The following is an 18,865-nucleotide window of genomic DNA, read 5'->3' on the forward strand; positions in this document are numbered from 1 at the left end:
GTTGCAGGCGTCAGGATAGGCGCAGCTGCGGCTTTGATAAACACTGCGGTTCCGGGGGCGACGGGTTCGGCAAATCCACGCTAGGGCTGCGACAGGCTGTGTCTTGTCGCGGGCATGGTGCGATTTACCTTTTCCAGCATGACCGAGACTCCGCAAACCAAAGTGCTGTTCAACGACGACTGCCCTGTCTGCTCGTTCGAGATCAACCATTACGCCGCCTACGCGAAAAAGCACGGGCTGCCGATCCAGTTCGATGACCTGAACGGGCCGGACCGGGCGGCGTGGGGCCTTGACGAGGACACCGCGGCGCGGCGGCTATACGTGCTGCGGGATGGTGAATTGACCAGCGGCATACCGGCGTTTCTTGTGCTGTGGCGGGACATGCCGCGCTATCGCTGGCTGGCGCGCGTGGTCGGATTGCCGGGCATCAAGCAGGTCGCATCGGTGGCTTATGACCACGCACTCGCGCCGCTGATCTACCGCTGGCACCTGCGGCGCAAGGCGCGGCGCGCTACCCAATCAGGATAAAGACCCAGGCCACGCCTGCTGCAATCGCTGTCACGGCGACACCCGCACTGCCTGCGTCCTTGGCGCGCTTGGCCAAGGGATGCGTGTCCATCGAGGTGTGATCCACCGCCGCCTCGATCGCGGTGTTCACCAGTTCAGCCGCCAGAACCAGCACGCCCAGCGCGAGGATCAGCGCGCGTTCAACGCCGCTTAACGGCAACAGAAACGCCAGCGCTGCGGATGCCACATTCGCCCAGACCCAGGCGCGAAAGCTGTATTCCGCGCGCCAGGTGTCCACACAGCCCTGCCACGACCAAAGCGAGCGAGTGCTCACATGCTGCCAAAAACGCTTCATTCCGGTTCACGCATGGTCAAGGTAATGGCGCACGCAATCCTGCACATGGCGAAAGCGGTCCCCGCCCAGATGCTTGCCGCCATACCAGCGCGTCACGACGATCACATGGTCGGTCAGCCCTTCGCGTTCCAGCATTTGCAGAATGATCTGCCCCGCGCCGCCTTCGCCATCGTCATTCTTCAGGCTGCCGCCCTCGGAAAACACAACCGCCCAGGTGTTGTGCGTGGCCTTGGCGTATTTCTTCTTGCGCTTCAGCGTCTTGAGAAAGCCATCAACAGCAGCGCGGTCAGACACCGGCCCGCCGCTCACCGCGTATTTCGATCCGCGATCCGAGATGACGCCTTCAAACTGCTTCATCTTCCAGATGCAGCTTCATGTCGACCAGCACTTGCGGCAAGGCAAGCATCTTTGCCAAACCATTCGGTAGGTGTGTTCAGATATGGCCCGAATGATGGCATCACTTGCACCTTTACAATCGCCCCAAAGTAGTTGGGACGCATGACCGCGTCTTTCCCCTGATCGGCAGCTTAGCGCAATGGTACTGCAATGCCAGACCCGAAAATGTTGGACAAAAAGAACCACACGACCACGGTTAGACACCGGAATCGCTTTGTGTTGGCCGGATGAGACGCGTGGAGGTTATTTCCGACCGACAGCCCAGTGTTGAACGTCCCACACTCCTGTTTCTGCATGCGTTTGGCTTGCGGGGCATGCGTGCATGCGGCACATGATCCTGCATGGCCAAACTCTATTTCAACTACTCCACAATGAACGCCGGAAAATCGACCCTGCTGTTGCAGGCGGCGCATAACTATGAAGAACGCGGGATGTCGGTTTACCGCCTGACTGCCGCCTTTGATGATCGGGCTGGCAAAGGCCAGATCGGATCACGCATCGGATTTGCGCGAGAGGCCGATACCTTTTCACCGCCCGACGATCTTTTTGAACGGATCAGGGATCAACTCGCCCAAGGCGCTCTGGCCTGCATCTTTATTGACGAGGCCCAGTTTTTGACACCCGATCAGGTCTGGCAACTGGCGCGCGTGGCCGATGATCTGGGTGTGCCTGTCATGGCGTACGGGTTGCGTGTGGATTTTCGCGGAACGCTGTTTCCGGGCTCTGCCACCCTGCTCGCACTGGCGGATTCCCTGCGCGAAGTGCGCACCATCTGCCATTGCGGCCGCAAAGCCACCATGGTTGTGCGCCAGGACGATCAGGGCACCGTATTGACCGAAGGTGCCCAAGTTCAGATTGGCGGGAATGAAACCTATGTCAGCCTGTGCCGAAAACACTGGCGCGATGCAGTAGGAATGTAAAAGTGATCCAGATTGAAACGCTTTCGGCGGATGACGCGATGAACCGCGAAGCTGCTCTTTTGGCAGAGGTATCCGAAGATCCGACAAAGCGACAAATTTGGTTTTGGCAATCGCCCCAGTGCCTGATTGCGCCGCGTAAATTGTCGCGGGTGCCGGGATATGACGCTGTGACCCGTGTTTTGGCGAAGGATGGCTGGCCCGTCGCACTGCGCAGCACCGGAGGCGATGTGACGCCGCAGGGCAACGGCATCATCAATGTGACCCATGTCTATGCCCGCCCCCCGAAAGAAAAATTTGACCTCGACCGCGAATATAACCGCCTGTGTTCCCCAATCGAGGCCGCCTTGGGTGACGGCGCAACCCGAGGCTGGCAACCCGGTGCGTTTTGTGACGGTGCGCATAATGTTCAATGGAACGGGCTGAAATTCGCAGGCACCGCGATGCGATTTCGCCCGTGCAAGGCAGACAAGACGCGATATGCCGTGCTGGCCCATGCTTTGATGTTGATTGCGCCGCCCGACGCTAAGGCGATTGAGGCGTTGAACATCTTTCTGACTGCCCTGAACCAAGACCGACAGATTGATCCTGCGGCGCATACCGGCCTGCCGTCGGGGATGCAAACAGACAGCTTTCTGGAGCGTGTCAAACGCGGTTTCGACAACGCTGGCTGATCTGCTTTGCCCGACACAGTTGACGCGCGGCTCGTACGAAAAGTTCCGTCATCCGTGAAAAATAATCCTTGGAACGTCTTTGGGGGAATTGCGTTTTCTCAGCATCAGAAAAACAACCAAGGAGGACATGATGACTAAGATGTTCGCAAGCGCACTCGCCCTGACCATCGCCACAACAGGTGCATGGGCCGACAACCATACAAACGCATCCCCGACCGACAGCAGCGCAATGCTGGAGGACCGGGCCAACCTGATCCGCACACGCGATATCACGGGTGGCGACATTTACACGATGAACGAAGCGGATGATGAGGGCTGGTCTGGTGACATGGTTCATCCAGAAGTTGGCGCAGACTGGAACGAAGTCGGCGAGATTGAAGACATCATTCTGAGCAAGGATGGCCGGATGATCGGTGTGGTTGCCGAAGTCGGTGGTTTTCTCGACATCGCCGACAAGCACGTGGTCATTCCGGTCGAAAACGTCAATCTTGTCGCCGTGGATGACCGGACCTACGCGATGGTCACACGTCACAGCGAAGAAGAGCTGGAACAGCTGGAGTCGGTCGACGAAGGTTTCTGGGATTGATTGATCCCAAATCAGAAAGAGAGGGCGTCAGGCCCTCTCTTTTTTGTCTCGTCATATAAGAAAACTGTCAGGCGCGCTGGACTAAAACAGAACCAACGGAATAGCCTGCTCCGAATGAACAGATGACACCCCGGTCACCGAGGGTCAGATCGCTGGAATATTTTGAAAACGCAATAATCGACCCCGCAGAAGAGGTATTCGCGTAATCTTGCAAGATGTTTGGCTGTTCCCCGGCAATCGGTGTGCGACCAAGAACCTTTTTCCCGATAAAATCATTCATTGTCTTGTTCGCCTGATGCAGCCAAAGGCGTTTGAGATCGTCCGGCGTCCAACCGGTGTCTTGCAGATGTCCCAGAATATGCGCCGACACCATCGGCAGCACCTCTTTGAACACCTTCCGACCGTTTTGCATGAATTGCATATCGCGGCGGTCGTCCATTTGGTCATGTGTGCGGCGCAGAAACCCGTTATTGTTGCGGATATTATTGGAATACTCGGTCGCGCAGCGGGTGCCGTGGATCATGAAATGCGCGCCCTTGGCATTGGCAGCGGGTTCGATCACCACTGCCGTCGCCACATCCCCGAAGATAAAGTGACAATCCCTGTCGCGCCATTCCAGATGCGCTGAACAGATCTCGGGATTGACCACAATCGCGCATTGCACCGACCCCGCCCGCACCATATCCGCCGCTGCCTGAATGCCAAACGTGGCCGAAGAACAGGCGACATTCATGTCAAAGGCAAAGCCCCCCGCCCCGATCAGATTCTGGATTTCGACCGCAATTGCTGGATAGGCGCGTTCATGGTTCGATGCGGCGCAGATCACCAGATCGACCTCGGACGCATCGCGCCCGGCCTGCGCCAAAGCGGTTTCAATCGCCGCCACCGCCATCTCTGCCATGATCGACGGCGCATCATCCGGTCGCGCGTTTAACTTCGGGAACATGCGGTCAGGGTCCAGCACACCGTCCTTGTCCATCACGTAGCGCTGTTCAATCCCCGAGGCGCTAACGATAAACTCCGCACTGGAATGCGGCACCGCCTCCACCTCTCCAGCGGCAATCGCATCCGCATTTTCAGCATTCACACGATCTGCATAGGCGTTGAACGCGACCACCAATTCGTCATTGGTGATGATGCTCTCTGGCGTGAAAACACCACTTCCGGTGATGGCTGGCTGGATCATGCTGTGCTCCCGATGTGATGCGCGTGAGCACACTTTATCCCAAACCAAGGGTCAAGCGCGACGCTACGCGACTTTCGGAACTCTGGCCCTGTGCCGCGCGTTTTGTCGACGAAGGAGGCTTCTTATGGACCGTTTATCCATTATTCTGACGCTGATGAGCGGCGCTTTGATCACTGGTGCTCTTGTCATCACCGTTTTCACGCTTGGCTACTACAATTGGTGGACCATCGGTGGTTCGGCGATCATCGGATTTCTTCTGGCCTGGCCCAGCGCATTTCTTGTGTCGCAACGTATCAAGCGACGTGACCCGGAATGGTCCCCGGACCGCGACGCATCAGACGCTGCACCGGTTCCGAAACCCGGTGCCAAGGAAATCTAGACCGCGTTCGGCAAAACCTGATCAGTTGCAAACGCCATCAGATTATCGACCGCCATCATCCCCATATCCTCGCGCACTTCGAGCGCCGCCGTGCCCAGATGCGGCAACAGGGTGACGTTCTCCATGTCGATCAGGGCTTGCGGCACGTTTGGTTCAAACTCGTAAACATCCAACCCGGCACCGGCGATTTTCTTGTTCTGCAACGCCGTGATCAACGCCGCTTCGTCCACCACATCGCCACGCGCAATATTCACAAACAGCGCATGGCGCTGCATCGCATTGAACACATCCGCATTGATCAGGTGATGCGTTGCCCCACCACCGGGCACAGCCACCACCAGCACATCCACCTGTCCGGCCAAATCGGTTAATGTTGGCACCTGTTCGGCAGGAAACAGCACATCCTTTCGGGACCGGTTCACATATTTGATCTGCATATCAAACCCGAAATGCGCCCGTTTTGCGATGGCCTGTCCAATACGCCCCATGCCGACGACGCCCAGCGTTTTGCCTGACATGTGCAAACCCAGCATCTGCACCGGATGCCACCCGTTCCATTCGCCCTTGCGCAGCATCCGTTCCCCTTCACCGGCGCGGCGGCACGTCATCAGCATAAGCGTCAGCGCCGTGTCCGCAGTTGCATCGGTCACAGCCCCGGGCGTGTTGGTCACCCTGACCCCCGCCTTTTCAGCAGCGGCGACATCAATATGATTGTACCCGACACCAAAATTCGCGAGCAGCTTGCACCGCGGCACTCCGGCTGCCTCAAACACATCGGCCGAATACAGATCCCCCAACGTGGGCAGCACCAGATCGTAATCCTGCAAGCTTTGGATCATCTCTTCGCGTGACATCACATCAGGACTGTCCCGATATGTCAGGTCAAACATCTCGCGCGCCTTAGCGACAACGCGGTCAGGTAAATTGCGGGTTATCAAAAGTTTCAGCACAAGCGCGCTCCATCAGGTGTTTCTTTATCCGGCACCGCCAATACAACGGCGTTCTGGGCGTCCGTAAACCCAAGCACCAATGCTTCGGACATAAACGGACCAATCTGGCGCGGCGGGAAATTGACGACGCCCATGATCTTTTTGCCGACCAGGGTTGCCGGCTCATAATGATCCGTGATCTGAGCCGAGGATTTCTTGATTCCGATCTCTGCTCCGTAATCAACCCACAACTTGATCGCAGGCTGGCGCGCTTCTGGAAAGGGTTCCGCCTTGACCACCGTGCCGACGCGAATATCGACCTTCATAAAATCGTCAAACGTAACCTCAGCCATTGGCGAGCGCCTTTGACCGCTGGGTGGCGGCGTCCACCGTCCTGATCATCAACGGCGGCAGTCCGGTGTCCTCGTCCATCAACACATCCAGACCCGCTTGTGTGGTTCCATTAGGACTGGTCACATTGACCCGCAACTGGCTGGGCGTATCGTCTGCCAGCATCGCAAGTGCGCCAGATCCGGCAACTGTTGCCTTGGCCAATGTCATCGCCAGATCAGGCGCAAGCCCCTGTGCCTCTCCTGCTTTGGCAAGACATTCGATCATATGAAACACATAAGCCGGACCCGACCCGGACAGCCCCGTCACTGCATCCATCTGATCTTCGGTCTCTAACCGCACGGTCTGGCCAATTGCAGACAGCAACGTTTCCGCCATCGATAGCTGATCCTCAGTCACTTGTTCATTGCCGATAAGGGCTGTGATGCCCTGTTTTACAGCGGCAGGTGTGTTCGGAATCGACCGGATCACCGGCGTTTGATCGCCCAACATGGTTTCAAAGGTCTCAATCGTGATGCCTGCCGCCACGGACAGAAAGACCGTCGTCGCATTGCCCAACGGGGCCAGTGTCGGCAAGGCGTCGCGCAGGATCTGGGGCTTCACCGCAACCAACACAATCGCAGGATCATCCGGCAGCGCCACATTGATATGAACACCCTGCGCGCGCACCCAATCAGACGGATGTGGATCGCTCACCCAAACCGATGACGCAGGCAGCCCCCCCGCCAACCAACCTTCAAGCATGGCCGACCCCATCTTGCCGCAGCCCAGCAACACCAGACCACGTTTCGCGATATCAGAATTCTGCATACGCCCCCCCCAACAAACCGTGTCGCGGGCCAGTGTTACGCGCGCCCGTAAGCCTCTGCAATGGCGACCTGAAGCGCCTCTTTCGGCGCGCGATTGCCCCAAGCGACAAGCTGGAAGGCCGGATAATAGCGTTCTGCACTCATCACGGCGCAATTGATCATCGTGTCAATCTGTTCGGCGCTGGCCACGTTGCCACCCGCCAAAACCAGACCATAGCGATACACCATCAACTTCGCCTCGTCCCAATATGTGAACGCTCCGGCCCAGCACTGATCGTTCACCTCGTTCAAAATTTCATACAGCACGGGCATCCGCTTGGTCGGCGGCTCCATATCAAAGCTGCAGATCAGCCGAAGCGTTTCATCATAAGGCGACCACGCCAACGTGATGGAATAGGTCCGCCACTGGCCTTCGACCGCCATCGCGATCTGATCCTCTGCGATGCGATCGAAGTCCCAATCGTGATGCTCGGCGATATGTTCGACCAAGTCGATGGGATGAATGTCGTCTTCAAGATATTGCTCGGATAGGGCCATGACGCCACCTCCTAATGCCTGTCGAAGGGGGCCTTCTGGCCTCAATCCTTCGGTGCCTGCTCAACGGGCTGCGGTGTTCCGCTTGTCCCCTACAATATATGCTGCCTGCGCAATGGCCTGCCGTAAAGCAATTTTTCCACGACAGCCGCAATAAGTTGTGGAGAAGTCCACAAAATGTAGAAAAAGCGCACAGTGCCACAATCTGTGGATAGCTCACCCGGAAACATGCCATCACTACCATGCAGGCACTTGCCAGGTTTACAAAAGCAACAGGTTTGCCCTTGATCGCACAGCTACGCTGCTCGACCGGTCTTTACCTGTTCCGGTTTCTTTGGGCGCAAAATACCTCGGGGTGAGGCGCGCAGCGCCGAGGGGCAGCGCCCCTAAAAAAAAACGGCGCGTCTGGTCAGAGACGCGCCGCCTGTCGGATTGGTACAGCCAATTCGACATCACATCATTTCATCGACGCCATAAAGTCATTCACCTCGGTCAGGGAAATATACTTCATTTCGTCAATGCCGCTTTCGCCAAAACTCCATATAACAGCCGGGGCCGACACGTCGCCATTGGCATCGAACTGCACATTGCCCGTCGCGCCCTGGTAAGACACCGTGCCGCCGCTATCGAGGACCTCTTTCGCCTGCGCAAAGCCCGCCGCATCCGCCGTCACCGGCGTGCCGTTCGGGTCGGTGACGGCGCTCACCTTCTCGGCGATCTGTGGCCCGGCGGCCCCTTCCCCTGCGGCGTGCATCGCCAGAAGCGCGATCATGGTGGCATCATAGCTGTTGGCGAGGCCCGGACCGCTGGGCGGGCCGTCAAAGCGGGCGGTGTAGGCGTCGACGAACGCATCGGCGGACTCAGTACGCGGCGACGCGGTGTCGGTGCCGATGAAATTGCCAAGGAACTGCATCCCGACATTTTCCTTGAACTCGTCCGATTTCAAAGCGTTCGCCGCGATCATGTTCTGCGTCCCGCCAAGCGAGATCCACTCGCGCACGACCTGCGTGCCTTCGTCGGGGTAAAGCGCCATGTAAATCGCCTGCGGCTGCGTCTGCAGCGCCTCGGTCACTTCCGCGCGGTAGGACGCTTGCGCGTCGTTGATGGCAATCTCGGCCGTCACTTCGATGCCCAGCGCGCGCAGGTCCTCGGCCACCAAACCGCCGATGTCCTGCCCCCAGTCGTCGTTCTTGTAGAACACCGCAACGGATTCGTAGCCTTGCTCTTGCGCGACCATCGCGCCGACCGCTGCTTGCACGCCGGAGGTGGCAAAGGTGCGGTAGAACAGGCCATTGGTTTTGCCTTCTTCCGACAACGCCGTGAACGCGGTCGAGGAGGAGCAGCACGACATCTGCATCACGCCAGCCGGCACCGTGACCGAGGTCAGGATCGGCATCGACACGCCCGACGAGACCGCGCCCAAAAGCAGTTGCACACCGTCGAGATCAACCAAAGCCTTGGCCGCATCAACGCCCACTTTCGGGTCCACCTGCGTATCGCGCAGCACCATCTCGATCTGGCATCCCGCCACGCCGCCGGTCTCGTTCGCAATGTCCACCGCGTATTGCGCCGTGGACGCGATGGGCTTGCCCCAGTCCACCGATGTGGGCAGCACCGCGCCGATCTTGGTGGTGCAGTCCTGCGCCGCCGCCTCGGTCCCGACACTGGCAAAGGCAAGCGCCGCGCCAATCGCCAGCGCCGATGTTTTCAATCCGTTCATTCCAAGTCTCCCTGTTTTATCCCCCGGTCTCTGCCGATTGCGACACGACCAGTTTTTCCGGGAAAAGCCCCTGCGGTCTCCACAGGAGCATTCCCACAATCACAAAGCCGATCAGCACAAACTGAATCGACCCGGTGTAAAGCTGCACCTCCAAGGGTGCGAACCGCGACAGCGCCCAGCCGCTGGCGGTCCAGGCGGCCCAGATCAGGAACGTGCCCATCACCGCGCCCTTGTTGTTGCCCGCGCCGCCCACGATCAGCATCGCCCAGATCTGGAAGGTCAGGATGGGCAGCACGTCTTGCGGGCTGATGAAGGCATAGAAGGTGGCGTAGAGTCCACCGGCAAGCCCCATGATCACCGACCCGGCGATGAACGCGGTCAGGCGCACGCGGGACGGCGATTTGCCCAGCGACCGCGCGGCGGGCTCGTCTTCGCGGATGGCGCGCAGCAGGCGGCCAAAGGGGGATGCGATGAGGCGTTCGAGGAACAGGTAGGTGGCAATGAGCAGGATCAGGACGAACACGAAGAATAGCGCGTTATAGGCGAGGCCACTGCCGAACACGTCGCGCAAGGGGCGCTCGAACCCTCGGATGCCCTGCGCGCCGCCGAAGATGGCCGCGTTGCGCACGAGGTTCTCAAACGCGACGGCTACACCGAAGGTGGCGATGGCGAGGTAGTCGTGCCTGAGGCGCAGCGTCAGCAACCCGACGACCCACGCGACAATGCCTGCGATCACCATGCCGCCGACCAGCGCCAGCAGGTAAGGTAAGGCGAACCCGCCGAGCAGCCCCTCCTGCGGTGCGCTGCCGAGGATCAGCGTGCCATAGGCGCCCGCCCCGAAGAAGGCGACGACACCGCCGTTGAACAGGCCGGTGTTGCCCCATTGCAGGTTTAGCCCTAGCACCGCAATCGACAGGATCGACGCGACGGTCGCAAAGAAGATCAGGTAGGAAATGATGCCGATCATGCGCGCTCTTCCCCGAAGAGGCCGTGCGGGCGGATCAAGAGCACCGCCAGGATGATGAGGAACGGCACGGCGGGGCTGTAGCCCGAGGGCAGGATCGTCAGCGCGAGGTTTGAGGCAAGGCCCACAAGGAACCCGCCCAGAACCGCCCCGTAGATGCTGCCGATGCCGCCAACGATAGTCGCGGCAAAGATTGGCAGAACAAGGTCGCGGCCCAACACCGGGTTGATCTGGTTGGTCAGCCCATAGAACACGCCTGCCGCCGCCGCGAGGCCACCGCCGATGAGCCAGATCAGGACGATCATGCGGTTAAGGTTAATGCCGGACACTTGCGCCAGCGTCGGGTTCTCGGCCACCGCGCGCAGGGAATAGCCAAACGTGGTGCGCGACAAGACGAGGTGCAGGATGAACATGATCACCAGTGCCGCCACAAGTGTGAACACTTGATCCGGCTTGACCAAGAGCAGCGGGTCGGCGCTGACCATGATGGCGAACACGATGTCCTGTGAGTAAAGCACCGGGTCCAGCCCGAAGATCAGCCCAAGAATGTTGCGGATGATCATCGCCACGCCGAAGGACGCGAACACCATCGACAACTCGCCGCCTTTCGCGCGCACGCGTTTGAAGACCAGCTTGTCGATGGCGATGGCCGACAGCCCGGTGATCCCCATCGACAGGATGGTCGCCAGCGTCAGCGCCCAGGTTAGGCTGAGCGGGCCGATGGCCGTCGCGATGATCGGCAACACCGCCGAGAAGAGCGCGTCGAACACCAGCGCGGCGTAGGCCCCGACCGACAGCAATTCCGCGTGCGAGAAATTGGCAAAGCGCAGCATGTGCATCGCCATGGTCAGCCCAATCGCGCCCAGCGACAGGATGGAACCCACCAGAAATCCATCGACGATATTCTGGATCATGCGGTCGCCACCCGTTTGCCGCCGAGGTAGATCTGGCCCACGACCGGATCATCCAGCAACGCCTGCGCGGCTCCGTCGATCTGGTTCTGGCCATCCGCCAGAATGTAGCAATGATCCGCCATGCGCAGCGCCTGTTTGACGTTCTGTTCGACCAAAAGGATGGTCACGCCCTGTTCCGTCAGCGCCTTGGTGTATTCCAGAACCTCCTGCGCGGCCTTGGGGGACAGGCCCGCTGACGGCTCATCCATCAGGATCACCGACGGATTGATCGCCAGCGCCATTGCGACGGCAAGGAACTGACGTTGCCCGCCGGACAAAGCGCCTGCCCGTTCGGTTTGTTTGGCGGCCAAGGCCGGGAATTGCGCGAACAGTTTTTCCCGCCGCGCCGCGGCGACGGACCCCGCGTTGCGCAGCACGAGATCAAGGTTTTGCCGGATCGTCAGCGACCGGAAGATGTTGTCAGACTGCGGCACATACGCCACGCCTTTCGCGCCCATTTGGTCTGGCCTCGGGTTCGTAATGTCCGCCCCGTTCAACGCGACCGACCCCGAGGACACCGGAACCAACCCCGCCACCGCCTTGATCAGCGTCGATTTGCCCGCGCCGTTCGGGCCGATGATGACCGTCACTTTCGCAGTTTCCGCCATCAGGGACACGCCCTTGAGGATCGGCAGATCGGGCACGTAGCCCGCCACGATGCCCTGCGCGACCAAGGCCGTCATGCGACCTGCGCCCCAAGATAGGCATCAAGCAGCACCGTGTTGTTCTGCGCCTCCTCTGCCGTACCCTCGAACACCTTGCGCCCCTCGGCCAGCGCGATGACCGGATTGCAGTGCTCCATGACGAAATCCATGTCATGCTCGATGATAACAAAGGTCTTGCCGCCGCGGTTCAGCTCTTCGATCTTTTCGATCAGCGTGTTGGTCAGCGTCGGGTTCACCCCCGCGGCGGGTTCGTCGAGCAGGATCAGTTTCGGGTCGCCCATCAGGATGCGGGCGAGTTCCAAGAGCTTCATCTGCCCGCCCGAAATCTGCCCAGCGGCCTGATCCGCGAGCAGCGCGAGGGTGACGAAATCGAGCACCTCCATCGCCTTTTTACGAATGGCCGCCTCCTGATCGCGCATTTTTCCCGCGCTCAGAAACGGCCCCCAAAGGCGTTCCCCGGCCTGTGCCAGCGGGGCCAGCATGACGTTCTCAAGCACGCTCATCTTGGCAAAGGGGCGCGGGATTTGGAACGTGCGGCCCATACCAAGCGCGAACAGTTTGTCGGGCGCTTTGCTGGTCACATCCTGCCCGTTCAGAAACACGCGCCCCGCCGTGGGCGGCAGCATGCCAGTGAGCACGTTAAACAGCGTCGTCTTGCCCGCGCCGTTGGGGCCGATCAGGCCGGTGATGGTGCCTGCTTGAATGGTCAAAGACACGTCATCCACCGCGCGGAAGTCGCCGAAGTCACGGGTCAACCCGTCAATGTGCAGAACCGGGTCAGCCATGCACGGCGTCGTTCGGGTTGGTGTTGAGGTTGTATTTCATGATCCGCCCGTGACGGCTGCTCCGGTCGCCTTCGAGCGAATAGACATCGCCATTTGGGCCGTTCGCCTGATCCAGCACGTTCTGGATGATGGCGTAATCTTCGGGCATCAGTTTGACATCAAACGTCTGAAGCGTTTGCGGCAAGTGCCTTGCATAGCGCGCGCCGACGATGGCAGCGGCGACTTGCGGCTGGTCGAGCACCCAGCGGGTGGCAACGGCAGAGAGCGAGACGCGGTACTTGTCGCCCACTGCTTTCAGCGCGCGCAGCAGGGTCTGGAACTGCTCCCAATCGCCGAATTCGTCGATGATCAGCCGGTACTTGATCAGGCTGCGGTTCTCGAACGTGAAACCGGGGTCAGGTGCGCCCAACCATTTCTCGGTCAGGAACCCGCCAGCCAGCGTACCGTAGCAGATCAGCTGCATATCGTGCTGCGCGGCCCAGTCGGTCAGGCCATTGGCGGGCCGTCGATCCAGAACAGAATACTGCACCTGCGCCGAGGCCAGATCAAACCCGGCATCAACGAAGGGCTGCATCTTCTGCCGGTCCCAGTTGGTTGTGCCCAGCGTCCTGATCTTGCCTTCAGCTTGCAGGTCTTTCAGCACCGCTAGGCTGTCCACCGCGTTGCCTTGGTTCAGGTCCCACCAGAAAAACTGGACGAGGTCGAGTTGGTCGACCTGCAAACGCTTAAGTGAACGATCCACAATGGCCGTCACCTCATCTGGCCTCAGGTCAGCAAGTCGCGTCAGGTCTGGCACCAGTTTCGTATGCACGCAGACTCGATCCACGACAGACGCCCCGCGCCGCGCGCGCAGGTCGGCAATGAACTCGCCGATCATCTCTTCGACGCCCGTGTAAATGTCGGCGCAGTCGAAGGTGAAGAGGCCCGCGTCGACGAACGCCTCCATATCCCGGATCGCCTGCGCGCGGTCCACCGGGCCATGGTCGCCCGCCAATTGCCAGCCACCGCGAATGACGCGGCTGATCCTATGGCCGGGCCGCAGGTCTGTAGTCTCGACGGTCATGTCGCGTCCTTCCAGTAGGGCGTGTCGCGCTGGTCGGGCAAGCCCGTGGTCTCGGAATGGCGAAAGGTGCGCTTGCCAGTGCGGGTCACGCGGAAGCGCCCGCCGCAATGCGGGTCGGGGCAGGCCACTTCGGCATCTGTGGACATCCAGTCCTGCTCTGCCGTCGGCCTTTGTTTGGCGGGCAACAACGGGAGCAACGCGGCCAAAGCATACATCGACACTTTCTGCTGTTCGTCAAAGACCAAAAGTTCGCCCTCAACCCGAAAGCTCTCGCCCTCGACATGACGACAGACCGAAGCGCGGTCGCCGACGACGGTTTCGACCTTCAGGTCATAGAGCCAGAATGTGTCGTCCCCCTGCGCCACCGCAATTCCTTGATTTGATTGCCCAAGATCCCCCGTGCATGGTTGCGGGGTTCTTTGCGGCTTGTCAAACGCCATCATCGCGGTAACACATGCGGCATGACACCTGATACAGTCCGCCTGACCAACAGCCTGACCATCCGCCGCGCCCTCGTGGGGCTTTGGCAGGTCGCAGATATTGAGAAAGACGGCGATCTGATTGATCCCGAGGTGGGCGCAGACCACCTTGCCGCCTATGCGCAGGCCGGGTTCGATACGTTCGATATGGCGGATCATTATGGCACGGCCGAGATCCTTACCGGGGCGCTTTTGAAGCGGGGTCAGCAGGCGACGGTCTGTACCAAATGGTGCCCGACGCCCGGCCCGATGACGGCAGACGTGGTGCGCGCGGGCGTGCAGGAACGGTTGGATCGGCTCGGCGTGGACCGGATGGATCTGCTGCAATTTCACTGGTGGAGTTTCGAGCATCCCGCCTGGCTCGACGCACTGCACGAGATGGCAAAGCTGCGCGAGGAAGGGCTGATCGGAGAGATCGGGCTGACCAATTTCGACGCCGCGCATTTGCATCTGGCCTTGGCCGAAGGCGTGCCGATTGTGAGCAATCAGGTGCCTTGCTCGCTTTTGGATCGTCGCGCCACCGGGCCACTGTCAGAGGTCTGCGCGCAATGGGGTGTGAAGCTGCTCTGCTACGGCACGTTGCAGGGCGGGTTCCTGTCAGAACGCTGGCTGGGCCAGCCGGAGCCGGACGAGATCACCGACTGGTCGAAGATGAAATACAAGCGCTTCATCGACACGGCTGGCGGGTGGGAGGCCTACCAGACGGTGTTGCACGCGGCGTCAGAAGTGGCTTTGAGGCACAGCGTGTCCATTGCCAATGTGGCAACACGCTGGGTGCTGGAGAACGAGGCGGTTGCCGGCGTCATCATCGGCGCGCGGTTGGGCGAGGCGCGGCATAGCGACGACAACCTCAAACTGTTCCAGTTCGCGTTGGATGCCGAGGATCACGCCCGCCTGAATGCGGCGTTCGAGGCAACCACGCCGCTGCTCGGCGATTGCGGCGACGAATATCGCAAGCCGCCGTTCCTGACCGCAAGTGGCGACCTCAGCCATCATCTTGATACGATGCCCAGCGCCGTGACGGTCGAGGACGTGCCGGGGCGGCCCGGTGAACGGCGGGTGCTGTCGGGGAGTGAATGGGAAGATATCGCGGGCTATTGCCGCGCGCATCGGATCGGGGATCGGGTGTTCGTGTCGGGAACAACGGCAACGCATGGTTTGGACCGCGCCGTGGCACCGGGCGATGCAGGCGCGCAGACGACCTATGTGCTCGACAAGATCAGCGCGGCTTTGACAGCGCTCGGGGCGTCTATGGAAGACGTGGTGCGCACGCGGGTGTATCTGAGCGATGCCGACGATGTGCTGGCCGTGTCAAAGGCGCACGGGCGGGTGTTCGGCGATATCAAACCGGCCAACACGCTGTTTCAGATCGGCCAGTTGATCGGGGACTACAAAGTCGAGATTGAGGCGGAGGCGGTGATCCGCCGCTGAAATCTCCGCTATACTGTGGCGGACTCAAGGACAAAGGCCGCCGCACATCGCCGCACCGCGGCCCGGCGTTGCACGGCTATGCGCTTACGTCTTCGAGGCGTCCATCGCATCGAGCCGCGCCTTGAGCGCTTCGTTCTCTTCACGGGCCTTCTGCGCCATGGCGCGCACCGCGTCGAATTCTTCGCGCGTGACGAAATCGCGGTCGGCGAGCCAGCGGTCCATCATGGACTTCATCGCGGTTTCAGCCTCGTCCTTGGCACCCTGTGCCACGCCCATTGCGTTGGTCATCAGCTGCGAAATGTCTTCAAATACCTTGTTACGGGTCTGCATTGCATTCTCCGGTTCTTGATTGACTTCTATATGGGCTGCACAGCCGCATCGCACAAGGTTGACTTCGCCGCAGAGCGATGAACATCTGCGCCCATGTCCACTGGTATTCCCTTTCCGAATATTTCGCCCGAGCTTTTTTCGATTTCGATTTTCGGAATGGAGTTTGCCCTGCGCTGGTATGCGCTCGCTTATATCGCGGGTATCCTGATCGGTTGGAGGATTGCGGTCGCTGCCGTGAAACGGCCTGCCTTGTGGCCGTCTGAGAGGCCGCCGATGACCCCACAACAGGTCGAGGATTTGCTGACCTGGGTGATTGTCGGGGTCATTCTTGGCGGGCGATTGGGGTTTGTTCTGTTCTACCAACCCGCCTATTACCTGGCCAATCCTGGTGAAATCCTTGCGATCTGGCAAGGCGGGATGTCGTTTCATGGCGGGTTTGTGGGCGTTGTGGTTGCCGCGTTGATCTATTGCCAGCGCGCCAGCATCCCGCTGCGTCCGGCGGCTGACATGATGGCGCTTGCCACACCCGTCGGACTGTTTCTTGGTCGGGTGTCCAATTTCATCAACGCAGAGCTTTGGGGCAGACCCACAACGTTGCCCTGGGGTGTCCAGTTTCCGGGCCAAGCCGCGCAAAGCTGCGGTCAGGCACTGGGCGAAATCTGCGCGCGCCATCCATCGCAGCTTTACGAAGCGGTGCTAGAGGGGCTGCTGTTGGGCGCGGTTTTGCTTTGGCTGGCCTTCCGGCGCGGTGCGCTCAAAGCGCCCGGCACAATTGTCGGTTTGTTCGTCGCTGGCTATGGGTTGGCGCGATTTCTTGTGGAATTTGTCCGCCAGCCTGACGCACAATTTGTCTCGGACGGAAATCCGTTGGGGCTGGCGCTGCACATTAACGGCCTTGGACTGACCATGGGTCAGGTGCTGTCCGTGCCCATGATCCTGATCGGGCTTTATCTTTGGAAAACCGCCAAACGCGCATGACGACACTCGACGACATATTGCGACAGCAAATCAGGACGACGGGTCCGCTGACGCTGGCTCAATATATGTCGGCCTGCCTGCTGCATCCAAAATTCGGCTATTACACCACGCAAGACGCGTTCGGGGCCGAAGGCGATTTCACCACCGCACCCGAGATCAGTCAGATGTTCGGAGAATTGGTGGGGGTGTGTCTTGCGCAAAGCTGGATGGATCAAGGCATGCCCGCGGCCTTTGCCCTGGCAGAGCTGGGTCCGGGGCGCGGTACACTGATGGCGGATATTCTGCGCGCGACGGCACATGTGCCGGGATTTCATGAGGCGATGGAACTGCATCTGGTAGAGGCGTCACCGCGCCTGAGGAATATTCAGGCCGATGCGCTTGATCCGCATGCACCTCAGTGGCACACAAGTGTCGAAACACTTCCTTCGGATCGCCCCTTGTTCTGCCTTGCGAACGAATTTTTCGATGCGCTGCCCATTCGGCAATTTCAGCGTGATCCAAAGGGCTGGCGCGAGGTGATGGTCGGTCTTGCCGGGGACACCACATTTCAGCGCGGTCTGAGCGACCCCGCCCCTATTGCGGCTTTGGATCACCGTCTGGACGACACAACCGACGGTGCCCTGGTGGAAACATGCGCGCAGGCCACAGCGGTGATGGACGAGATCGCACAACGGATTGCCGCCCAAGGCGGCATTGCCTTGGTTATTGATTACGGTGGCTGGCGGTCGATTGGCGACACGTTTCAGGCCGTAAAGGCCCATCAACCGGTTGATCCCTTTGCAGATCCCGGACAGGCGGACCTAACGGCGCATGTGGATTTTGAACCGCTCAGCCAGACGGCAACCGCCCATGGCTGCGCGGTAACAGCGCTGACAGCGCAGGGTGTGTTTCTGGAACGTTTGGGGATCACGGCACGCGCGCAGGCTTTGGCCCGAACGCTTGATGGCGCGGCGCTTGCATCGCATATTTCGGCACATCGGCGGTTGACCCATCCCGACGAAATGGGTTCCTTGTTCAAAGTGCTAGGGGTCTATCCCGGTACCGTGTCACCACCACCCGGATTGGATACATGACGCTTGAAATCATCACATCCGATAGCCTCGTGCCGTTTCGCCACGGCTTTTTTACACGGCGCGGCGGGGCGTCTTCCGGTGTCTTTGCCGGACTGAATTGTGGAACCGGATCGACAGACCAATCCGAAATCGTGGCCATCAACCGCGCGCGCGTCGCAGACGCGATGACCGTGCCGCTGGAGCATCTGATCACGGTTCACCAGACCCATTCCGCCAAGGTGCAAATCGTGCGCGGCCCGCTTGAGTCGCCGAAACCCGAAGCCGACGCAATGGTGTCGGATACGCCCGGAGTTGCTCTTGGTATTCTGACTGCGGATTGCCAGCCTGTCCTGTTTGCCGACGCGGATGCGGGTGTGGTTGGCGCGGCGCATGCCGGATGGCGTGGGGCGCTGGATGGCGTGCTGGATGCGACTGTTGAGGCGATGACTGATCTGGGGGCCACCCTGGAGGGAATTCATGCCGTGATTGGGCCCAGCATCAGTCAGAGGTGTTACGAAGTGGGTCCAGAGTTTCTGGACACCTTTCTTGCCGAAGACCCGCAGAACGCGCGTTTCTTTGTAAATGGCGCGAATGACCGATTTCATTTTGATCTGCCCGGCTTTGGCTTGCACCGGTTAAGATCTGCTGGCGTTGTCGCAGAATGGACGCGCCATTGCACCTATTCCGACGCAGAGCGGTTTTATTCATATCGTCGCGCCACACATGCGCGAGAGGCCGATTACGGGCGTTTGATGTCTGTTATCCGGCTTTAGCGCTGATCGGGGTAAGATTGCGTCGCTGCCCCAATCAATCACAGGAATA

Annotated in this window: 24 protein-coding genes; 9 read left to right on the forward strand and 15 right to left on the reverse strand. The window is 59.9% G+C overall.

From position 1 onward, the window contains the following. Positions 1 to 138 precede the first annotated feature (138 nt). On the forward strand, positions 139 to 528 hold the full coding sequence (locus ACG74X_RS01105; protein WP_411232102.1) for a thiol-disulfide oxidoreductase DCC family protein: 390 nt from the start codon (positions 139 to 141) through the stop codon (positions 526 to 528). On the opposite strand, the gene ACG74X_RS01110 is transcribed toward ACG74X_RS01105, so the two are convergent. Next, a complete protein-coding gene (locus ACG74X_RS01110; protein WP_411232104.1) occupies positions 512 to 862 on the reverse strand; it encodes a diacylglycerol kinase in 351 nt (116 codons plus the stop codon). The two genes, ACG74X_RS01105 and ACG74X_RS01110, sit on opposite strands and share 17 nt — an antisense overlap. A gap of 6 nt (positions 863 to 868) precedes the next feature. Further along, positions 869 to 1,219: a YigZ family protein gene (locus ACG74X_RS01115; protein ID WP_411232106.1), complete on the reverse strand. Its 351-nt coding sequence runs from the start codon at positions 1,217 to 1,219 to the stop codon at positions 869 to 871. 380 nt (positions 1,220 to 1,599) lie between these two features. Between ACG74X_RS01115 and ACG74X_RS01120 the strand changes: the two genes are divergently transcribed. The 3 genes from ACG74X_RS01120 to ACG74X_RS01130 all read left to right on the forward strand — a co-directional run bounded on the left by ACG74X_RS01120 (position 1,600) and on the right by ACG74X_RS01130 (position 3,435). Next, positions 1,600 to 2,178 carry a thymidine kinase gene (locus ACG74X_RS01120; protein ID WP_411232107.1) on the forward strand — a complete coding sequence of 193 codons (579 nt, stop codon included), beginning with the start codon at positions 1,600 to 1,602 and terminating at the stop codon, positions 2,176 to 2,178. A 2-nt stretch (positions 2,179 to 2,180) separates the two neighbouring features. Beyond that, positions 2,181 to 2,849, forward strand: a complete 669-nt coding sequence (locus ACG74X_RS01125) for a lipoyl protein ligase domain-containing protein (RefSeq protein WP_411232108.1) — start codon at positions 2,181 to 2,183, stop codon at positions 2,847 to 2,849. Between the two features lie 130 nt (positions 2,850 to 2,979). After that, on the forward strand, positions 2,980 to 3,435 hold the full coding sequence (locus ACG74X_RS01130; RefSeq protein WP_411232110.1) for a PRC-barrel domain-containing protein: 456 nt from the start codon (positions 2,980 to 2,982) through the stop codon (positions 3,433 to 3,435). Between the two features lie 67 nt (positions 3,436 to 3,502). Here ACG74X_RS01130 and ACG74X_RS01135 read toward each other — a convergent pair whose 3' ends face one another. Further along, entirely contained in the window at positions 3,503 to 4,621 is a 1,119-nt protein-coding gene (locus ACG74X_RS01135) for a beta-ketoacyl-ACP synthase III (RefSeq protein WP_411232111.1), read from the reverse strand. Between the two features lie 124 nt (positions 4,622 to 4,745). Here ACG74X_RS01135 and ACG74X_RS01140 point away from each other — a divergent pair, with 124 nt between their 5' ends. Then, the gene (locus ACG74X_RS01140) at positions 4,746 to 5,000 is read left to right on the forward strand and encodes a hypothetical protein (protein ID WP_411232112.1); all 255 of its coding nucleotides are present in this window, start codon (positions 4,746 to 4,748) and stop codon (positions 4,998 to 5,000) included. Here the strand turns inward: ACG74X_RS01140 and ACG74X_RS01145 are convergent. The 11 genes from ACG74X_RS01145 to ACG74X_RS01195 form a co-directional block, all read right to left on the reverse strand. Further along, positions 4,997 to 5,950: a 2-hydroxyacid dehydrogenase gene (locus tag ACG74X_RS01145; protein WP_411232114.1), complete on the reverse strand. Its 954-nt coding sequence runs from the start codon at positions 5,948 to 5,950 to the stop codon at positions 4,997 to 4,999. The genes ACG74X_RS01140 and ACG74X_RS01145 overlap by 4 nt on opposite strands. Further along, the gene (locus tag ACG74X_RS01150; RefSeq protein WP_411232115.1) at positions 5,944 to 6,282 is read right to left on the reverse strand and encodes a tRNA-binding protein; all 339 of its coding nucleotides are present in this window, start codon (positions 6,280 to 6,282) and stop codon (positions 5,944 to 5,946) included. Before ACG74X_RS01150 ends, ACG74X_RS01145 begins: the two co-directional genes overlap by 7 nt. Beyond that, a complete protein-coding gene (gene proC, locus ACG74X_RS01155; RefSeq protein ID WP_411232116.1) occupies positions 6,275 to 7,090 on the reverse strand; it encodes a pyrroline-5-carboxylate reductase in 816 nt (271 codons plus the stop codon). Before proC ends, ACG74X_RS01150 begins: the two co-directional genes overlap by 8 nt. A gap of 35 nt (positions 7,091 to 7,125) precedes the next feature. Continuing rightward, positions 7,126 to 7,626 (reverse strand): YbjN domain-containing protein, encoded by a 501-nt coding sequence (locus ACG74X_RS01160; RefSeq protein ID WP_411232117.1) that lies wholly within the window; start codon positions 7,624 to 7,626, stop codon positions 7,126 to 7,128. A gap of 454 nt (positions 7,627 to 8,080) precedes the next feature. Next, positions 8,081 to 9,343, reverse strand: coding sequence for an ABC transporter substrate-binding protein (locus ACG74X_RS01165; RefSeq protein WP_411232118.1), 1,263 nt, complete (start codon positions 9,341 to 9,343; stop codon positions 8,081 to 8,083). Between the two features lie 16 nt (positions 9,344 to 9,359). After that, a complete protein-coding gene (locus tag ACG74X_RS01170) occupies positions 9,360 to 10,310 on the reverse strand; it encodes a branched-chain amino acid ABC transporter permease (protein ID WP_411232119.1) in 951 nt (316 codons plus the stop codon). Continuing rightward, positions 10,307 to 11,221, reverse strand: coding sequence for a branched-chain amino acid ABC transporter permease (locus ACG74X_RS01175; protein WP_411232121.1), 915 nt, complete (start codon positions 11,219 to 11,221; stop codon positions 10,307 to 10,309). Before ACG74X_RS01175 ends, ACG74X_RS01170 begins: the two co-directional genes overlap by 4 nt. Further along, positions 11,218 to 11,943 carry an ABC transporter ATP-binding protein gene (locus ACG74X_RS01180; RefSeq protein ID WP_411232122.1) on the reverse strand — a complete coding sequence of 242 codons (726 nt, stop codon included), beginning with the start codon at positions 11,941 to 11,943 and terminating at the stop codon, positions 11,218 to 11,220. The genes ACG74X_RS01175 and ACG74X_RS01180 overlap by 4 nt, the downstream gene beginning before the upstream one ends. Continuing rightward, on the reverse strand, positions 11,940 to 12,710 hold the full coding sequence (locus tag ACG74X_RS01185) for an ABC transporter ATP-binding protein (RefSeq protein WP_411232124.1): 771 nt from the start codon (positions 12,708 to 12,710) through the stop codon (positions 11,940 to 11,942). Before ACG74X_RS01185 ends, ACG74X_RS01180 begins: the two co-directional genes overlap by 4 nt. Next, positions 12,703 to 13,773, reverse strand: a complete 1,071-nt coding sequence (locus ACG74X_RS01190) for an aldo/keto reductase (protein ID WP_411232126.1) — start codon at positions 13,771 to 13,773, stop codon at positions 12,703 to 12,705. Before ACG74X_RS01190 ends, ACG74X_RS01185 begins: the two co-directional genes overlap by 8 nt. After that, positions 13,770 to 14,138: a TIGR04076 family protein gene (locus ACG74X_RS01195; protein WP_411232128.1), complete on the reverse strand. Its 369-nt coding sequence runs from the start codon at positions 14,136 to 14,138 to the stop codon at positions 13,770 to 13,772. Before ACG74X_RS01195 ends, ACG74X_RS01190 begins: the two co-directional genes overlap by 4 nt. Before the next feature lie 96 nt (positions 14,139 to 14,234). Between ACG74X_RS01195 and ACG74X_RS01200 the strand changes: the two genes are divergently transcribed. Then, positions 14,235 to 15,683, forward strand: a complete 1,449-nt coding sequence (locus ACG74X_RS01200; protein ID WP_411232130.1) for an aldo/keto reductase — start codon at positions 14,235 to 14,237, stop codon at positions 15,681 to 15,683. Positions 15,684 to 15,767: 84 nt separating this feature from the next. Here ACG74X_RS01200 and ACG74X_RS01205 read toward each other — a convergent pair whose 3' ends face one another. Next, on the reverse strand, positions 15,768 to 16,013 hold the full coding sequence (locus tag ACG74X_RS01205) for an accessory factor UbiK family protein (RefSeq protein WP_411232132.1): 246 nt from the start codon (positions 16,011 to 16,013) through the stop codon (positions 15,768 to 15,770). A gap of 93 nt (positions 16,014 to 16,106) precedes the next feature. On the opposite strand from ACG74X_RS01205, the gene lgt reads away from it, so the two are divergent. From lgt to pgeF, 3 genes are read left to right on the forward strand one after another with little or no spacing between them, the layout of a single operon-like run. Then, positions 16,107 to 16,991, forward strand: a complete 885-nt coding sequence (lgt, locus tag ACG74X_RS01210; protein WP_411232134.1) for a prolipoprotein diacylglyceryl transferase — start codon at positions 16,107 to 16,109, stop codon at positions 16,989 to 16,991. Further along, positions 16,988 to 18,064 (forward strand): class I SAM-dependent methyltransferase, encoded by a 1,077-nt coding sequence (locus ACG74X_RS01215; protein ID WP_411232136.1) that lies wholly within the window; start codon positions 16,988 to 16,990, stop codon positions 18,062 to 18,064. The genes lgt and ACG74X_RS01215 overlap by 4 nt, the downstream gene beginning before the upstream one ends. Next, positions 18,061 to 18,816 carry a peptidoglycan editing factor PgeF gene (gene pgeF, locus ACG74X_RS01220; RefSeq protein ID WP_411232138.1) on the forward strand — a complete coding sequence of 252 codons (756 nt, stop codon included), beginning with the start codon at positions 18,061 to 18,063 and terminating at the stop codon, positions 18,814 to 18,816. The genes ACG74X_RS01215 and pgeF overlap by 4 nt, the downstream gene beginning before the upstream one ends. Positions 18,817 to 18,865 lie beyond the last annotated feature (49 nt).

Source organism: Marivita sp. S0852 (genome assembly GCF_046591575.1).
Lineage (GTDB): Bacteria > Pseudomonadota > Alphaproteobacteria > Rhodobacterales > Rhodobacteraceae > Marivita.

What these genes read in the sequence shown, in the direction of transcription:
- ACG74X_RS01130 (WP_411232110.1), top strand. Translation starts at nt 2,980, where the DNA reads ATGACTAAGATGTTCGCAAGCGCACTCGCCCTGACCATCGCCACAACA.
- ACG74X_RS01105 (WP_411232102.1), top strand. Translation starts at nt 139, where the DNA reads ATGACCGAGACTCCGCAAACCAAAGTGCTGTTCAACGACGACTGCCCT.
- ACG74X_RS01190 (WP_411232126.1), bottom strand. Translation starts at nt 13,773, where the DNA reads ATGACCGTCGAGACTACAGACCTGCGGCCCGGCCATAGGATCAGCCGC.
- ACG74X_RS01135 (WP_411232111.1), bottom strand. Translation starts at nt 4,621, where the DNA reads ATGATCCAGCCAGCCATCACCGGAAGTGGTGTTTTCACGCCAGAGAGC.
- ACG74X_RS01215 (WP_411232136.1), top strand. Translation starts at nt 16,988, where the DNA reads ATGACGACACTCGACGACATATTGCGACAGCAAATCAGGACGACGGGT.
- ACG74X_RS01115 (WP_411232106.1), bottom strand. Translation starts at nt 1,219, where the DNA reads ATGAAGCAGTTTGAAGGCGTCATCTCGGATCGCGGATCGAAATACGCG.
- lgt (WP_411232134.1), top strand. Translation starts at nt 16,107, where the DNA reads ATGTCCACTGGTATTCCCTTTCCGAATATTTCGCCCGAGCTTTTTTCG.
- ACG74X_RS01200 (WP_411232130.1), top strand. Translation starts at nt 14,235, where the DNA reads ATGACACCTGATACAGTCCGCCTGACCAACAGCCTGACCATCCGCCGC.
- proC (WP_411232116.1), bottom strand. Translation starts at nt 7,090, where the DNA reads ATGCAGAATTCTGATATCGCGAAACGTGGTCTGGTGTTGCTGGGCTGC.
- ACG74X_RS01180 (WP_411232122.1), bottom strand. Translation starts at nt 11,943, where the DNA reads ATGACGGCCTTGGTCGCGCAGGGCATCGTGGCGGGCTACGTGCCCGAT.
- ACG74X_RS01175 (WP_411232121.1), bottom strand. Translation starts at nt 11,221, where the DNA reads ATGATCCAGAATATCGTCGATGGATTTCTGGTGGGTTCCATCCTGTCG.
- ACG74X_RS01110 (WP_411232104.1), bottom strand. Translation starts at nt 862, where the DNA reads ATGAAGCGTTTTTGGCAGCATGTGAGCACTCGCTCGCTTTGGTCGTGG.
- ACG74X_RS01165 (WP_411232118.1), bottom strand. Translation starts at nt 9,343, where the DNA reads ATGAACGGATTGAAAACATCGGCGCTGGCGATTGGCGCGGCGCTTGCC.
- ACG74X_RS01205 (WP_411232132.1), bottom strand. Translation starts at nt 16,013, where the DNA reads ATGCAGACCCGTAACAAGGTATTTGAAGACATTTCGCAGCTGATGACC.
- ACG74X_RS01140 (WP_411232112.1), top strand. Translation starts at nt 4,746, where the DNA reads ATGGACCGTTTATCCATTATTCTGACGCTGATGAGCGGCGCTTTGATC.
- pgeF (WP_411232138.1), top strand. Translation starts at nt 18,061, where the DNA reads ATGACGCTTGAAATCATCACATCCGATAGCCTCGTGCCGTTTCGCCAC.
- ACG74X_RS01150 (WP_411232115.1), bottom strand. Translation starts at nt 6,282, where the DNA reads ATGGCTGAGGTTACGTTTGACGATTTTATGAAGGTCGATATTCGCGTC.
- ACG74X_RS01120 (WP_411232107.1), top strand. Translation starts at nt 1,600, where the DNA reads ATGGCCAAACTCTATTTCAACTACTCCACAATGAACGCCGGAAAATCG.
- ACG74X_RS01170 (WP_411232119.1), bottom strand. Translation starts at nt 10,310, where the DNA reads ATGATCGGCATCATTTCCTACCTGATCTTCTTTGCGACCGTCGCGTCG.
- ACG74X_RS01160 (WP_411232117.1), bottom strand. Translation starts at nt 7,626, where the DNA reads ATGGCCCTATCCGAGCAATATCTTGAAGACGACATTCATCCCATCGAC.
- ACG74X_RS01185 (WP_411232124.1), bottom strand. Translation starts at nt 12,710, where the DNA reads ATGGCTGACCCGGTTCTGCACATTGACGGGTTGACCCGTGACTTCGGC.